The following is a 15126-nucleotide window of genomic DNA, read 5'->3' on the forward strand; positions in this document are numbered from 1 at the left end:
CTAGCTATTAGCCGTTGGTCTTGTGCAAGTTGGCCCGCTTTCTGCTTAAGGCGACCCAGGCTTAAGCCTTGCGAAACATTCAGGGCTGCTACGGCAGCCATGGCGTCAGACCGTTCCCCGCACCCTCGATACCCCAGCCGCCAGCCAGCCTCGAAGGCCTGGACGCCATGCCTTGAGCCATGGCCTGCGCGCGCAGAACCACAAGAGACGGGCGTGCACTGCGGGCGTGATGGTCATTGCCAATCACTTCACTTCAATTGGATTGAACTATGAAAAAAATCCTGCTGACGCTCCTGTGCCTGAGCGTCATGGGTTGCTCCAAGCCCAGTGAACCGGAAAAGACCGTCGACGTGCTGCTGATCGGCGGCGGCATCATGAGTGCAAGCCTGGGGACCTACCTCAACGAGTTGGAGCCGGATTGGTCCATCGACGTGTACGAGCGCATGGACAAGGTGGCCGAGGAAAGCTCCAACGCCTGGAACAACGCCGGTACCGGCCACTCTGCGTTCTGCGAGCTGAACTACACCAGCGAAGCGGCTGACGGTTCGATGGACATCAGCAAGGCGGTGGGCGTCAACGAGCAGTTCGAGATCTCCAAGCAGTTCTGGGCCTACCAGGTCGAGCAGAAGGTGCTGAACAACCCGACCTCGTTCATCAACAACGTGCCGCACATGAGCTTTGTGTGGGGCGACAAGAACGTCGAGTTCCTCAAGAAACGTCATGCGGCCCTGCAGCACAGTTCGCTGTTCCGTGGCATGGAGTACTCCGAAGACCATGCGCAGATCCAGAAGTGGGTGCCGATCGTGATGGAAGGCCGTGCCGCCGACCAGAAGATTGCCGCAACGCGCATGCCGATCGGTACCGACGTGAACTTCGGCGAGATCACCCGCCAGCTGTTCGCTTCGCTGACCCAGCATGACAACGTCAAGCTGCACACCTCGCACGAAGTGCGCGACATCGTGCGCAACGCCGACAACACCTGGACCGTGGTGGTCGCCGACCTCGCCAACAAGGGCGTCGAAACCAGCGTCAAGGCCAAGTTCGTGTTCATCGGTGCCGGTGGTGGCGCGCTCAAGCTGTTGCAGAAGTCCGGCATCCCGGAAGCTGACGGCTATGCCGGCTTCCCGGTGGGCGGCCAGTTCCTGATGACCGACAACCAGGACATCGTCAAACGCCACAAGGCCAAGCTGTACGGCAAGGCCTCGGTCGGTGCGCCGCCGATGTCTGTACCGCACCTGGACACCCGTGTCATCGACGGTAAGGAAGTGCTGCTGTTCGGCCCGTTCGCGACCTTCTCCACCAAGTTCCTGAAAAACGGTTCGCTGCTGGACATGTTCTCGGCACTGACCACCCACAACATCATGCCGATGACCCATGCCGGTATCGACAACATCGACCTGAGCACCTACCTGATGGGCCAGTTGATGCTGAGCTTCGAAGACCGCATGCATGCCCTGCGCGAGTACTTCCCCAACGCCAGGAACGAAGACTGGAAACTGCTGCAGGCCGGCCAGCGCGTCCAGGTGATCAAGAAGGATCCCGAGCACGGTGGCATCCTGCAGTTCGGTACCGAGGTGGTGGCTTCGCAGGACGGTACCATCGCTGCGCTGCTGGGCGCCTCGCCAGGTGCCTCCACCGCCGCACCGATCATGCTGACCGTGCTGGAAAAGACCTTCAAGGACCGTATCAAGACCCCTGAATGGCAGGCCAAGCTGAAGCAGATCGTGCCGACCTATGGTCAGAAGCTCAACAACAACCTCGAGCTGACCAACAAGACCCGTGAGTGGAGCAGCTCGCGCCTGAACCTGCTGTTCGTGCCGGTGCTGCCGGACGAGACGGCGGTGGCCGCGCAGTAACGTCGGGTTGACGCTTCGCGGATCGAGCCCGCCCCCACCGGATGATTGACATCCTTGTGGGGGCGGGTTTGAGCCACAGCGGATGCAGTACAGCCAGAAACCACAAAGCCCGCAAAAGCGGGCTTTGTGGTTTTTGCCGATCTGGTCGGAGAGACAGGATTCGAACCTGCGGCCTTCTCGTCCCGAACGAGACGCGCTACCTGGCTGCGCTACACTCCGATGACAAAATTCTACTCAAAAAAAAACGCGACCGGCAAGCCCCGGCGAGGGGCCTGAAGCTTGCCGTCTGTACTGCCTTTTACAGCTCTTTCACGGTGCGGACCTGGTCCTTGTTGATCCGGGTGCTCTTGCCGTCGAGCTGTTCGATTTCATAGAAGCCCGAATCTTCATCGTACTTGGGGGTGTCGACCGCCTGGATCTCACGTCCGTCATTCAGCGTGATCACGGTAGGCGAAGCACACCCGGCGAGGGTGCCCAGGCCCAGGGCGAGCAGGAAAGCGGGGAGGGTCCGTTGAATCATATTCTTTCTCCATTGAGGGGGAAGTTGCGGGTCATGTCATTGAGACGCATCGCGTCCCAGCAAGTTCCTCGCAACTTGAGCATAGCGGCTGAACCGCGTCATTGATCGGGAACAATGCAATCGGCCGCTGGCGGGCGGGCGCGGGGAGGGCTGTGATATAACTGGCGGCATTCTTTCCCTGTCATGGATTCACCCTCCTCATGAAAGCCAAGGCTGATGTACCGTTCGTGCCGCTGAACATTGCCGTGCTGACCGTCAGCGATACCCGCACCCTGGAAACCGATACCTCCGGCCAGGTGTTCGTCGACCGCCTGACTGCTGCCGGCCACGCGCTGGCCGCCCGTGTACTGCTCAAGGACGACCTCTACAAGATTCGCGCGCAGGTCGCCACCTGGATCGCCGACGAGCAGGTGCAGGTGGTACTGATCACGGGCGGCACCGGCTTCACCGGCCGCGACAGCACCCCCGAGGCGGTCGGTTGCCTGCTCGACAAGCAGGTCGACGGCTTCGGTGAACTGTTCCGGCATATCTCCCTGGCCGATATCGGCACCTCCACCGTGCAGTCCCGCGCCCTGGCCGGGCTGGCCAACGGTACGCTGGTGTGCTGCCTGCCCGGCTCGACCAACGCGGTACGCACCGGCTGGGACGGGATTCTTGCCGAGCAACTGGATGTACGCCATCGCCCGTGCAATTTCGTCGCGCACCTCAAGCAGGCGGCGCCGTGTGAAAGCCGTGGCTGAGCCTGTTGCGGCAAAGCCGCTGCTGCCCGTGGAGCAGGCACTGGAGCGCTTGCTGGCGCTGGCCGAAGCGGCGCGCATCGAAGACTGCGAAGAGGTGCCACTGGCTGCTGCCGAGGGCCGTGTGCTGGCCACGGCGCTGGTCGCCGGCCTTGATCTGCCGCCCTGGCCCAACAGCGCCATGGACGGCTACGCACTGCACCACGCCGACTGGCAGGGCACGCCGCTGGTGGTGAGCCAGCGCATTCAGGCCGGGCAGGCGCCTGCGCCTCTGGAGCCGGGTACCTGTGCGCGCATCTTTACCGGTGCGCCGCTGCCGGCAGGGGCCGACTGCGTCGAGATGCAGGAGAACGCCGACGTTCAGCCCGATCAATGCGTGTGTTTCACCGAGCCACTCAGTGCCGGGCTCAACGTGCGCCCGCAGGGCCAGGAAACCCGGGCAGGTGAAACCGTGCTGGACGCCGGGACCCGCCTCGGGCCGGTCGAGCTGGGCCTGGCTGCCTCGCTCGGCTGCGCGGCGCTGTCGGTAGTGCGCAAGGTGCGGGTGGCGGTGCTTTCCACCGGCGACGAACTGGTCGAGCCGGGGCTGCCCCTGGGCCCCGGGCAGATCTACAACAGCAACCGGCGCCTGCTGGTCAGCTGGCTGCAGCGCCTGGGCTGCGAGGTGAAGGACGCCGGCATCCTGCCCGATGATCTGGCGTTGACCCGTGAGCGCCTGGGCCAGCTCAAGGACGTCGACCTGATTCTGTCCACCGGTGGTGTATCGGTGGGCGAGGCCGATTACCTGGGTATCGCCCTGCGCGAAGAAGGTGAGCTGTCGCTGTGGAAGCTTGCGATCAAGCCCGGCAAGCCGCTGACATTCGGGCATTTTCGCGGGGTGCCGGTGATCGGCCTGCCAGGCAACCCGGCGTCGACCCTGGTCACCTTCGGCCTGCTCACCCGGCCGTACCTGTTGCGCCGCCAGGGTGTGCAGGACGTGACGCCGCTGCAGTTCAGCGTGCCTGCCGGTTTCGACTGGCCCAAGCCAGGCAATCGCCGCGAATACCTGCGCGCGCGCATGGAGCAGGGCCAGGCGCTGATCTACAAGAACCAGAGCTCGGGTGTGCTGCGCAGCGCCGCGTGGGCCGAGGGCCTGGTGGAGGTGCGCGAGGGCACTGCGCCCGGCAAGGGCGACAGCGTGCAGTTCATCCCCCTCAGCGAGCTACTCGGCTGACGGCAGTAGGCCCCGGGCAACCCGGTCGTTGCCCAGTGGGGCCTGTGCGGCGAGGCGCGCATACACGCTCTCCAGCTGCGCGGCGGCCCTGCTCCAGTCATGCTGCTCGCGCACGAACTGGCGCGCGGCATCGGACAACTGCTGCATGCGCGTCGGGTGGCTCAGCAGGCGGGTGATGATCAGTGCCAGCGTGTCGGTGTCGTCCCCACCCAGGTAATGCTCGCCGTTGCGCACTGCCAACCCCGCTGCGCCTTGGGTGGTGGTGACCACCGGCAGGCCTGCGGCCATGGCCTCGAGCAACTTGATCTTGCACCCGCCGGCATGGCGCAGCGGGGCAAAGAACAGCGCCGAGTGGCGTTGCAGCTCACGCAGGTCGGGCAGGTAGCCGATCCATTCGATGCGCGGGTCGTTCCAGCGCAGCTTCCACTGGGTGGGCAGGGCATGTCCGACCACCGCCAGGCGCACGGCCGGGTTGCTCAGCCATACCTGCGGCAGGATCTCCTCCAGCGCCCACTCCAGCGCCTCCAGGTTGGCGCCGTATTCGAAGTTGCCCACCAGCAGCAGGCGCTGGCTGTGCGGGCAGGCGCTGATGTGCTGGTAGTACTCGTAGTCCACGCCGTTGATCACCACCTCGGCAGGGCGGCCGGTGAACTGGCGGATCTGTTCGGCATCGCGCGGGTTGACGGCCACCACTTCGCTGGCCTGGCGCAGCACCCGCGACTCCCAGCGCCGGTAGCGCCAGCGGTCGAAGCTGTTGAACGGGCGCAGCCACAGGGGCAGGCGGTCCTGGCACACCGCGCCGGTGTCCGACTCCACATGATGCTCGCTGACCATGAAAGGCAGGCCGCTGGCTTGCAGGGCCTTTTCGAAGGGTTGGAAACTGTAGCTGTGCTCGATCTGGATCACATCCCACTGCTCGCGCAGCAACGTTTCGAAGCAGTGGCGCAGGTGGGGCGCCAGGCCGTTGGTGCTGGCCCGCATCGGGTAGCCGACGTACAGCGCCGCCAGCAGGTTGAGCGGGCTGCGCAAAGGCCTTCGCGGCAACACGATCAGGCGCTCGAGCAGTGGCTCCAGTGCCTGTCGGGCTGCCTCGCCAAGCGGAACTTTCGAGTGCACCAGCAGCGTGATCCTGTGCCCGCGTTCAGCCAGGCCACGCAACAGGTGGTATTGCCGGGCCTTGCTGCCGCTGGTGGTGGGCCAGGGCAGGTAAGGCAGTGTCCAGAGTACGCGCATGACCCACTTCCTCTCTTGCCGCAGGGGCGTCGACAGGCTGAATGCGAAAACGCGCCTGGCGGGCCTCAGCCGATCGCTGCTGCCGGGGCGCGTCCATAGATATCAGTAAAGCGCACGATGTCGTCCTCGCCCAGGTATTCGCCGCTTTGCACCTCGATCATTACCAGATCGATCACCCCGGGGTTGCTCAGGCGATGCTCGCGCCCCGGCTTGATGAAGGTCGACTCGTTGGTGTCGAGCAGAAATTCCTCTTCGCCGTTGGTCACGCAGGCCATGCCGCTGACCACGATCCAGTGTTCGCTGCGGTGATGGTGCATCTGCAGGGACAGGCAGGCCTGCGGGCGTACCATGATGCGCTTGATCTTGAAGCGCGGGCCTTCCTCGAGCACGGTGTAGGTGCCCCAGGGGCGCGTCACGGTGCGGTGCAGGCGATAGGCGTCGTGGTCCTGGCGCTTGAGCTGCTGGGCAATCAGCTTGACCTCCTGGCTGCGGCTCGCGTCGGCGATCAGCAGGGCGTCGGGGGTGTCGATGATGATCAGGTTGTCCAGGCCGATGGCGCCCACCAGGCGGCGAGGCGAATCGATGTAGCAGTTGCTCACGTCGTGCAGCACGGTCTCGCCGTTGCACTGGTTGCCCTGGGCATCGCCCTGGGCCAGGCTGCGCACCGCCCGCCAGCAGCCGATGTCACTCCAGCCCAACTGGCTGGGCAGCACTGCCACCTGGGTGGAACGCTCCATCACGGCGTAGTCGATGGAGATGTCGGCAACCTGCGCGAAGCTGGTGGCATCCAGTTCCAGTTGCAGGCTGTTGTTGCCCTGTTTGCTCTGGCTCAGCCCCAGGCATTCGCCGACCGCATCCAGAACCTGCGGTGCGTGCTGCTGCAGCTCGCGCAGGATGGCATCTGCACGCATGCAGAACATGCCGGCGTTCCACAGGTGCTGGCCGCCCTCGACATAGCGCTGGGCGATCTCTGCGTTCGGCTTTTCGACGAAGCGCTCCACGCGATAGCCATGGGCATCCAGGGCCTGGCCCTTCTCGATGTAGCCGAAGCCGGTTTCCGGTTGGGTGGGCACCAGGCCGAAGGTGGTCAGCCAGCCTTGCTCGGCCAGGGCGCGGGCGCGTTCCACGGCCTCTTCGAAGGCTGCCTGGTCGGTGATCAGGTGGTCGGCGGGCAGCACCAGCAGGTGGGCGTCTTCGCCGTATTCACGGGCACAGTGCAGGGCGGCGGCGGCAATCGCCGGGGCCGTGTTGCGCCCGCAGGGCTCGAGAATGAAGTCCAGCGCGATGCCGGGCTGTTTGAGCTGGCGGTATTCATCCTGGGTGCGGAAGAACACTTCGCGATTGGTGACGGTGAGTACGCGGGCCACATCCTTGAGTGCGCAGGCACGCAGGAAGGTTTTCTGCAGCAGGCTCTGGCCATCGGGCATGCGCATGAAGGGCTTGGGCATGGCCTCGCGTGAAACCGGCCACAATCGGGTGCCGGCTCCACCGGCAATGATGCAAGGGATCAGTGTGCTCATTTCACTCAGCCTCGTGTTCTGGGCACCGCTAGGCGGTGTGATAACAGGGAAAAGGTGAACCTGGCAGGCGCTTTGCTCAATGAGTCAAAAAAGTGACTTTTATCACTGGCATCGTCCGTGAAGGCCAAATATTTGTCGAATGATGCACATCGATTGAGAATCTTTCAATGGCAATTGTGTGAAAGCGCTGTTTTTGACGTGGTCCGCATGCAACGGAACCGTGTTGTAATCGGTCGATATACACGGGCGTCATCTGACGCGGCACCGCCGTCGGCGGTGATCAATGCGGGGGAGCAGTTATGGGTGAGCGCAGGGCATTGTTGATTCTGCATGGCAAGCAGGCCATGAACGACGAGGTGCGCGCGGCGGTAATGGGCTTGCGCGAGCGCGGCTGGCAGCTCGATGTTCGACTCACCTGGGAGGGGGGCGATGCCCAGCGCCTGGTGCACGAGGCGCTGGCGGCGGGGTACCCGCATCTGGTGGCCGGTGGTGGCGACGGTACCCTGCGCGATGTGGCAGAGGCGCTGGCCCAGGCCCGGGGTGATGCCAGCCTGGCGCTATTGCCGCTGGGTACCGCCAACGATTTCGCACGGGCTGCCGGTGTGCCGCTGGAGCCGGACCAGGCTCTGAACCTGCTGGAGTTGCCGGCGCGGGCGATCGACCTGGGCGAGGTGGGCGGGCAGGTGTTCCTCAACATGGCCACCGGCGGTTTCGGCAGCCAGGTCACGGCCAGCACTTCCGAGGACCTGAAGAAGGTGATCGGTGCCGCGGCCTATCTGTTCACCGGGCTGTCGCGTTTCAGCGAGCTGCGTGCGGCCTCGGTGGAGCTGCAAGGTCCGGATTTTCACTGGCAAGGTCAGTTGCTGGCCCTGGGAATCGGCAACGGCCGCCAGGCCGGCGGCGGGCATGTGCTGTGCCCGCAGGCGCAGGTGGACGACGGGCTGCTCGATATCAGCATCCTGCCGGCGCCGCAGGAGGTGGTCGGCACTTTGCGTGACCTGCTGAGCGAGGGCCTGGGGCTGGACAATCTGTTTGTTCGCGCGCGCCTGCCGTGGGTCGAGATCAAGAGCGCCGAAGGCCTGGACATCAACCTCGATGGCGAGCCGCTGCAAGGCGACAGCTGGCGCTTCAGTGCGCTGCCGGGGGCGCTGCGCGTGCACCTGCCCGCCGAGTCGCCGCTGCTCAGTCGTCCAGGCTGATGATCTGTTCGCGCACGGCGAACAGCACCAGGCCCGCCACGTCGTAGATCTGCAGGCGTTTCATGATCTGCGAGCGGTGGGTCTCGACGGTCTTGATGCTCAGGCCCAGGCCGTTGGCGATTTCACGGGTGGATTTGCCGCGCACGATCAGGCGCAGGATTTCCAGCTGGCGCGCCGTGAGGTTGTGGTTCTCGACGGCCTCGGGCTTGCTGCTCTGGGCGCGCAGTAACGCCTGGTTGATCACGGTATGCGCGATGGCCGGGCTCAGGTAGCGCTCGTCGCTGCGCAGCGCGGCCAGTGCCTGCTCCAGTTCGGTGGCGGTGGTGTCCTTGAGCAGGTAGCCATGGGCGCCGATTTCCAGTGCGCGCATGATCAGCTCGGGGTCGGTGTGCATCGACAGGATCAGCACCTTGCTGCGACAGCCAGCAGCCTTCAGGCGGCCCAGGGCCTCCAGGCCCCCGGTCGAGCGCATCGAGATGTCCAGCAGCACGATATCCGGGTCCAGGCGCTGCACCAGTTCGAGCAGCTGGCTACCGTCGTTGGCCTCGCCGACCACGGCGTAGCCGGGTATGTCGGCGACCAGGGCGCGTACGCCGGCGCGAATCAGGGAGTGGTCATCCACCAGCAACAGATTACAGATCATGGGGTTTACTTGTATTGGCGCGTTCACGGGCACGCGGTGGCCAGGGGAACAGTACGTCGATGTGGGTGCCCTGGCCGGGTTGGCTGTTCACGCTCAGCCGGCCATTGAGCAGGTTGACCCGTTCGCTCATGCCGGCCATGCCGCGCTGGCCCTCCTCGCCGGGGGCGGCAGCAGGCGTGAAGCCCTGGCCATCGTCGCTGATCGATAGTGCCAGGCCTTCGGGGGTGCGCTCGATGCGCACGCTCAGGTTGCGCGCCCGGGCGTGTCGCAGAATGTTGGTGACGGCTTCCTGGGTAATGCGAAAGGCAGCGATGGCCATGTCTTCCGGAATGCCACCCAGGCGCTGCCTGCACTCCAGGCTCCAGTGCACGTCGGTGTTTTCCAGGGTGCGCAGCAGGTGCGCGCGCAGGCTCGCTTCAAGCCCCAGGCTGGCCAGTTGGCGTGGGTTGAGGATCGCCGACACATCACGCACGTTGGCCAGGGTGTCGTCCAGGGTGCTGCGCAATGTGGCGCAGTGTTCCTGCAGGTCGGCCGGCATGCGCCGTTGCAGCCAGTCTGCCTGCAGCTTGGCGGCTGTCAGCAGTTGGCCGATATCGTCATGCAGTTCGCGGCTCAGACGCTGGCGTTCGCTCTCCTGTACCTCGAGCAGGCGGTGGGCCAGCTCCTGGGGGCGCATGGCGATCGAGCGCGCGGCCTGGCGCAATTGCCAGCCAATTCCGAGCAGGGCGGCCAGCTGCAGTGCCAGCAGGCTGCCGGGCATCGGTGCCGCACGCAGGTACAGGTACAGGTTGGCCGCCGCCGACACCAGGCACAGCAGGGCGCTCAGCCAATGCAGCAGAGAAGCGCCCGGAGGGCCGCGCTTGAGTGTCTTGAGGCTTGAGAGCATAGGGAATGAAGCCACTGAAGTATCGCTGTTGAAAGCCGGTCGAATATCGCCCAACAGGCGTTTGGGGCAACGCCTGGATTTAACTTTGTGCAGTTTTGCCAACACTGGAATCAGACGATTTCAAGTGTGCTGAAAACGCCAAACTTCAGCACCGTGCATTGTCGGTGTGCAATTTGCGTCGGGCATAGTATCACTTCGCTTGGAAATGGTCGCGGGGCGTGAAAGATGTCCGAACTGTCAGTTTTACGGGCTGGTACGGTCGTTCCGGATGGCGCAAAGTCTAGCACTTTGCTATCACTGGTGGCGATACACAACTTGTCCTATATGCGCTGATATTGTTTTTGTATACAGCTGACAGAAACTCGCCGCCCACGCGTAAGTTAATGCTTAGTGTTGTGGGAAAGTGCTTTGAAATGATGTGCGGCGGGGAAATTTCCCACGCCGGTTAGTTGTGCAACTTCATGCGCCCAGGGCGGGTGCAGGGGCGGCGGGTGTGGCGGTCGCCTTGGCCGGTTCTGCGTGCAACTGGCGGAAGGTCTGTTCCAGTTCCTCCAGCAAGGCCAGTTGCTCCTGGGGGTCCAGGTTCAATTGGCCGGTGTGCGGGTCGATCAGTTCAAGCTGCCAGGCCAGCAGGCTCAGGCAGGCTTTCAGCTTGGGCAGTGCAGCGTGAAGGCGCGCGCGGCATTGCTGCGGTTCGAGCACATGACAGAGTTGGCGACAGAAGTCGGCGATCTGCGTCTGGGCCTGCAGGTGGGCACGCTCGGCCAGTGTGCCGAGGGTGTTCAGCAGGCAGTCGCACGCGTCGGTATCGTGGCCGATCAGGTCAAGGTGCGACAGGCACTCCTGAGCGCGGGTCAGCAGTACGTGGGCATCGACCTGAAAGTCGTGTAGGGCGCTGATGTCCGCAGTGGTGTCGGACATCAGTCGTTTCCTGCCAGGCGCAGACTGCGGATGGGGGCTGAAACGCCCTGGAGCCGGTGTTTTGGCAAGACGCTAGCATTGGTTGTGGACAACAAGGCAGTAGCGAGCAAAAGCCTGACTCCATTCATGCAATGAGAATGGCGTCACATTAATGGCTAAAGGATATTGCGAACATCAGGTCTCGCCCGATTGTGGCTAGGGGTTTCCCTGATGGCATTGGCTTGGTGTGATCGCTGATGACCTGCCGCGACTGCAAAACTGTCAGCGCAGTAAACCATGATGCTAAAGTGACATCAATGCCCCCCGCAGCATTTTATTTTGGGGGGTCAAGCCAAGACGAACGCGGCCGATACACGGTTGATAATTCAATTTTTGCGACACGCCTGGGGGTTGTTTAATGGCTGGCATTCTCGACACGGTAGACCAAAGGACGCAGCTGGTAGGCGAGAACCGTCTGGAAATCCTCATGTTTCGCCTGGCCGGGCGCCAACTGTTCGCGATCAACGTGTTCAAGGTGCAGGAAGTGCTGCAGATGCCCAAGTTGACCCTGATGCCGCAACGCCATGCGTATGTGTGCGGCGTGGTCAACCTGCGTGGGCAGACCCTGCCGGTGATCGACCTGTCCCAGGCCATCGGCATGCGCCCACTGGAGCCGGGGCCCAACAGCACCATCATCGTCACCGAGTACAACCGTTCGGTGCAGGCGTTCCTGGTGGGAGGCGTGGACCGTATCGTCAACATGAACTGGGAGGCGATCATGCCGCCGCCCACCAGTGCCGGGCGTCAGCATTACCTGACGGCCATCAGTAAGGTCGACGAGCAACTGGTAGAAATCATCGACGTGGAGAAAGTACTGGCCGAAATCGTGCCGTACAACGCCAAGGTGTCCCGCGACAAGCTGGAAGACCCGGTACTGGCGCAGGCGCGAGGGCGGGAGGTGCTGCTGGTGGACGACTCCACCGTGGCCCTGGCGCAGTTGCGTGAAACCCTGAGCCAGCTGGGGGTGAAGATGCATGTGGCCAGCGATGGCCTCAAGGCACTCAACCTGCTCAAAGGCTGGGCGGATGCCGGTGAGGACGTGTGCTCGAAGTTGCTGATGGTCTTCACCGATGCCGAAATGCCGGAAATGGACGGCTACCGCCTGACCACCGAGATCCGCAACGACCCGCGCCTGCGCAGCCTGTACGTGGTACTGCACACGTCCTTGTCGGGCAGCTTCAACGAGTCGATGGTGAAGAAGGTCGGTTGTGACAACTTTTTGTCCAAGTTCCAGCCCGACAAGCTGGTGGATGTGGTGCGCCAGCGCCTGATGCTGGACGAAGCGACCGTCTGAGCCGGCACCAAGGGCCGGGCAGCGGTTGCCCGGCCTTCGGTGTAAGCTTGCGCCTTTATCATCCGGAGCCGGCCCATGCGTCTGAGCGCGTTGTATCGTTACCCACTCAAGTCGGCCCAGGCGCAAGCCATGGGCCAGTCGCCGTGCGGCCTGCTGGGCTTGCTGGGTGACCGGCGCTGGATGCTGGTGGAGCAGGACAACGGACGTTTCCTGACCCAGCGCGCCTACCCGCAGATGAGCCAGTTATCGGCGCTGTACGACGCCGACGGCGGTCTGGTGCTCAGTGCCCCGGGTTTTGACCCCTTGCAGGTGGCGGTGCCGCAAGCGGACGCCAATCTGCGTGGGGCGACCATCTGGCGCGACACCCTGCGCGTACCGGATGCAGGCGATGCGGCGGCCGACTGGTTGAGTCGCTTCATCGGCAAGCCGGTGCGCCTGGTGCATGTGCCCGAGCCGCGTACCCGCTATCTGCCGGCCGGCTACGGTGAGAACAGTGACCGTGTGGCCTTCGCCGATGGTTTCCCCTTGCTGCTGATCGGCCAGGCGTCGCTCGACGACCTGGTACAGCGGGTTGGGCGCCCCTTGGAGATGCTGCGCTTTCGGCCCAATCTGGTGGTCGAGGGCAGTGCGGCATATGCCGAGGATGGCTGGAAGCGCATTCGCATTGGCCAGCAGACCTTTCGGGTGCTTTCCCCGTGCACGCGCTGCATCCTCACCACCCTCGACCCGCAGACCGGCGAGCGCAGCCCCGATCGCGAACCCTTGACCACGCTCAAGACCTATCGGCAGAAGGAGGGGGATGTGCTGTTCGGCCAGAACCTGGTGGCCGACGGCGAGGGCATGCTGGAGGTGGGCATGGCGGTCGAGGTGCTGGAATAGCGACGGGCCGCTTCGCCAGCAAGGCTGGCCCCTGCACACGCACCGTCGCCTCCACAAGGTTGCGCTTCGACGTTGCCGGCGAAGCGCTGATCACCGCTTACTGATCGTCGAAAAACCGCTCGTGCCAATCCACCAGTGGCTGCGGTGAATTGAGTTTCTGCCCGTAGATCACCGAATACGACAGCACGTTCTGCACGTACTGGCGGGTCTCGTCGAACGGAATCGACTCCACCCATACGTCGAAGCTCAGGTGATCGGCGCCGCGCAGCCACTGGCGCACGCGTCCGGGGCCGGCGTTGTAGGCGGCCGAGGCCAGCACCCGGTTGCCGTTGAACTGGCCGTGCACCTGGCTCAGGTAGGCGGCGCCCAGCTGGATGTTCTTGTCCGGGTTCAGTACCTGCGCCGGCGAAGCCAGCGGGATGTTGAACTTGCGCGCCGTCTCCTTGGCGGTGGCCGGCATCAGCTGCATCAGGCCGCTGGCACCCACGTGGGAACGGGCATCGTCCATGAAGGCGCTTTCCTGGCGGGTGATCGCGAATACCCAGCTCGAGTGCAGGCCGCGTACCTTGGCTTCGCGTACCAGGGTGTCGCGGTGGGCCATCGGGAAGCGGATATCCAGGTCGTCCCAGTACTGGGCCTGGCTGATGGTGCGGATGGCCGGGAAGTACCAGCGCATTTCATAGGCCAGGCGCGCCTGGGCGACCATCTCGTCGCGGCTGAAATGACGGCTGACGTGGTACCACTCGCGGCGCCCGTCAACGATCTGGCCGCGGGCATGGAATTCCAGCGCGCGCCGCACGCCGGGCGTGTTGCGTACCTTGTTGATCAGTTGCTGGCTGAGCACCAGCGGCTTGTTGTTGAGCTGGTAGGGGGTCTGTGCACGATCGGCGGCCAGGAACCCGTAGAAGTCGCGTTCTCGCGCTACCGTCTTGTACAGCAGTGGAATCTGCGGGTTCTTCGGCTGCGCCAGCTCCAGGCTGCGCGCCTGCCAGTAGCGCCAGCGGTTGGTGGTGGCCAGGTCCTGGGGCAGGCGTTTGGTCAGCTCGTAGGCATCTTCCCAGCGGCCCAGGCGCAGCAGCAGGCGCAGGCGCCATTCGGTCACGGTGTTGTCGCGCAGCTCGGGGTCGTACTGGGTCATCAGGCCCAGGGCGCGGGGGTCGTAGCGCCGTGCCAGGGTAAGGCCGATTTCGCGGGCGATCGCCACCTTCTCGTCGCGGGAGAAATGCATGCGATTGGCGTAGTCGTCGAGCAGCGCCATGGCCCGCTCCGGGTCCTGGCGCGCCAGGCGGCGCAGGCCCAGGCTGACCACGTCGGACATCGCTTCGTTGACCGGGGTGAAGCGCCCGGGGTTGTTGAGCAGTTCGGGCTTCTGCGCCACATCCACCAGCAGACGGCCTTGCGGGCCCAGGGTGTTCAGGCCTTTGATCAGGGTGTTGGCCAGGGCGTAGTTGCGCGCCTGGGCCGCGAGTTTGATGCGCTCCCAGCGCTTCTGTTCGGTCAGCTGGCCCTCGGCGGCCCAGCGGTCGAACAGCACGTCACAGGCCGCCGGCTGCGACTTGCCCACCAGCCACAGCTTGTCGGCGGTGGCGTAGCCCTCGGCGCGCAGGTTGTGGCTGAGCTGATACTGGCCGTTGAGGCAGTCGAGCTCGGTGAAGTTCAGCTTGGGGTCGTAGTACTTGACGAAGGGTTGCCAGTCGCCGCGCTCTGCCAGCCAGCGCAACCAGCGCAGTTTCATCCAGTTGGCCTGGGGCAGGTCGCCATGCTCGGCAAGAAACTTCTCGATCTCGGCGTTGCTGGCGCTCTTGAGGCGCGCCGTCAGTTCGTCGTAGGCCAGGTAGGGCTCCAGCGGATAATCACGCAGGGCCTGTTCGTAACGGCGGTAAGGGCCGCTGTCGCCCTTGGCCAGGGCACGCTTGGCTTCATCGTAGTACTGGCGTTGCTGGGTGAGGTCGGCGGCCTGGACGGTGCTGGCCGCGGTGGCGGAAAAAAGCAGACAGGATACGAGGCTGAGCAGGCTGCGGCGCATGATACTTCCGGACAGTTTGACCAAAACGAGTGTCGGCGGCGCCAGCACTGGTGGGATTACGTGCTTAAGCTTAGCCGTTTGCCGGGGGCGGAAGAAAGCATTGTGCTTGTATCGGCATGTAATGCAGGACTGCGGTCGGCACGCCGGTCGCGCTTAATGT

At 64.1% G+C, this 15126-nt stretch carries 13 protein-coding genes and 1 tRNA gene; 6 read left to right on the forward strand and 8 right to left on the reverse strand.

Annotated elements, in window-relative coordinates:
* Positions 1 to 269: 269 nt before the first annotated feature.
* The gene (mqo, locus tag NP552_RS09605) at positions 270 to 1856 is read left to right on the forward strand and encodes a malate dehydrogenase (quinone) (protein WP_054916197.1); all 1587 of its coding nucleotides are present in this window, start codon (positions 270 to 272) and stop codon (positions 1854 to 1856) included.
* 142 nt (positions 1857 to 1998) lie between these two features.
* On the opposite strand, the gene NP552_RS09610 is transcribed toward mqo, so the two are convergent.
* Both NP552_RS09610 and NP552_RS09615 read right to left on the reverse strand, forming a co-directional pair.
* Positions 1999 to 2075, reverse strand: a tRNA-Pro gene (locus NP552_RS09610).
* Between the two features lie 79 nt (positions 2076 to 2154).
* Entirely contained in the window at positions 2155 to 2376 is a 222-nt protein-coding gene (locus tag NP552_RS09615) for a YgdI/YgdR family lipoprotein (protein ID WP_043864585.1), read from the reverse strand.
* A 200-nt stretch (positions 2377 to 2576) separates the two neighbouring features.
* On the opposite strand from NP552_RS09615, the gene moaB reads away from it, so the two are divergent.
* Positions 2577 to 3116: a molybdenum cofactor biosynthesis protein B gene (gene moaB / locus NP552_RS09620; protein WP_043864584.1), complete on the forward strand. Its 540-nt coding sequence runs from the start codon at positions 2577 to 2579 to the stop codon at positions 3114 to 3116.
* A complete protein-coding gene (locus tag NP552_RS09625; RefSeq protein WP_274096678.1) occupies positions 3100 to 4326 on the forward strand; it encodes a molybdopterin molybdotransferase MoeA in 1227 nt (408 codons plus the stop codon). The genes moaB and NP552_RS09625 overlap by 17 nt, the downstream gene beginning before the upstream one ends.
* On the opposite strand, the gene NP552_RS09630 is transcribed toward NP552_RS09625, so the two are convergent.
* Entirely contained in the window at positions 4315 to 5559 is a 1245-nt protein-coding gene (locus tag NP552_RS09630; RefSeq protein WP_043864582.1) for a glycosyltransferase family 4 protein, read from the reverse strand. The genes NP552_RS09625 and NP552_RS09630 overlap by 12 nt on opposite strands.
* A 65-nt stretch (positions 5560 to 5624) precedes the next feature.
* Positions 5625 to 7079, reverse strand: a complete 1455-nt coding sequence (locus NP552_RS09635) for a mannose-1-phosphate guanylyltransferase/mannose-6-phosphate isomerase (protein ID WP_088514233.1) — start codon at positions 7077 to 7079, stop codon at positions 5625 to 5627.
* Positions 7080 to 7378: 299 nt separating this feature from the next.
* On the opposite strand from NP552_RS09635, the gene yegS reads away from it, so the two are divergent.
* A complete protein-coding gene (gene yegS, locus NP552_RS09640; RefSeq protein ID WP_043864580.1) occupies positions 7379 to 8278 on the forward strand; it encodes a lipid kinase YegS in 900 nt (299 codons plus the stop codon).
* Here the strand turns inward: yegS and NP552_RS09645 are convergent.
* From NP552_RS09645 to NP552_RS09655, 3 genes are all read right to left on the reverse strand, one after another.
* Positions 8262 to 8921, reverse strand: a complete 660-nt coding sequence (locus tag NP552_RS09645; protein WP_043864579.1) for a response regulator — start codon at positions 8919 to 8921, stop codon at positions 8262 to 8264. The two genes, yegS and NP552_RS09645, sit on opposite strands and share 17 nt — an antisense overlap.
* On the reverse strand, positions 8911 to 9807 hold the full coding sequence (locus NP552_RS09650; RefSeq protein WP_043864578.1) for a sensor histidine kinase: 897 nt from the start codon (positions 9805 to 9807) through the stop codon (positions 8911 to 8913). Before NP552_RS09650 ends, NP552_RS09645 begins: the two co-directional genes overlap by 11 nt.
* Before the next feature lie 459 nt (positions 9808 to 10266).
* Positions 10267 to 10728: a hypothetical protein gene (locus NP552_RS09655; protein ID WP_043864577.1), complete on the reverse strand. Its 462-nt coding sequence runs from the start codon at positions 10726 to 10728 to the stop codon at positions 10267 to 10269.
* A gap of 397 nt (positions 10729 to 11125) precedes the next feature.
* Here NP552_RS09655 and NP552_RS09660 point away from each other — a divergent pair, with 397 nt between their 5' ends.
* Entirely contained in the window at positions 11126 to 12061 is a 936-nt protein-coding gene (locus NP552_RS09660; RefSeq protein WP_043864576.1) for a chemotaxis protein CheV, read from the forward strand.
* 75 nt (positions 12062 to 12136) lie between these two features.
* Positions 12137 to 12940, forward strand: a complete 804-nt coding sequence (locus NP552_RS09665) for an MOSC domain-containing protein (protein WP_078479600.1) — start codon at positions 12137 to 12139, stop codon at positions 12938 to 12940.
* 97 nt (positions 12941 to 13037) lie between these two features.
* On the opposite strand, the gene NP552_RS09670 is transcribed toward NP552_RS09665, so the two are convergent.
* The gene (locus NP552_RS09670; RefSeq protein ID WP_043864574.1) at positions 13038 to 14966 is read right to left on the reverse strand and encodes a transglycosylase SLT domain-containing protein; all 1929 of its coding nucleotides are present in this window, start codon (positions 14964 to 14966) and stop codon (positions 13038 to 13040) included.
* Between the last annotated feature and the right edge of the window lie 160 nt (positions 14967 to 15126).

This window comes from Pseudomonas sp. 8209 (genome assembly GCF_028682105.1).
Lineage (GTDB): Bacteria > Pseudomonadota > Gammaproteobacteria > Pseudomonadales > Pseudomonadaceae > Aquipseudomonas > Aquipseudomonas palmensis.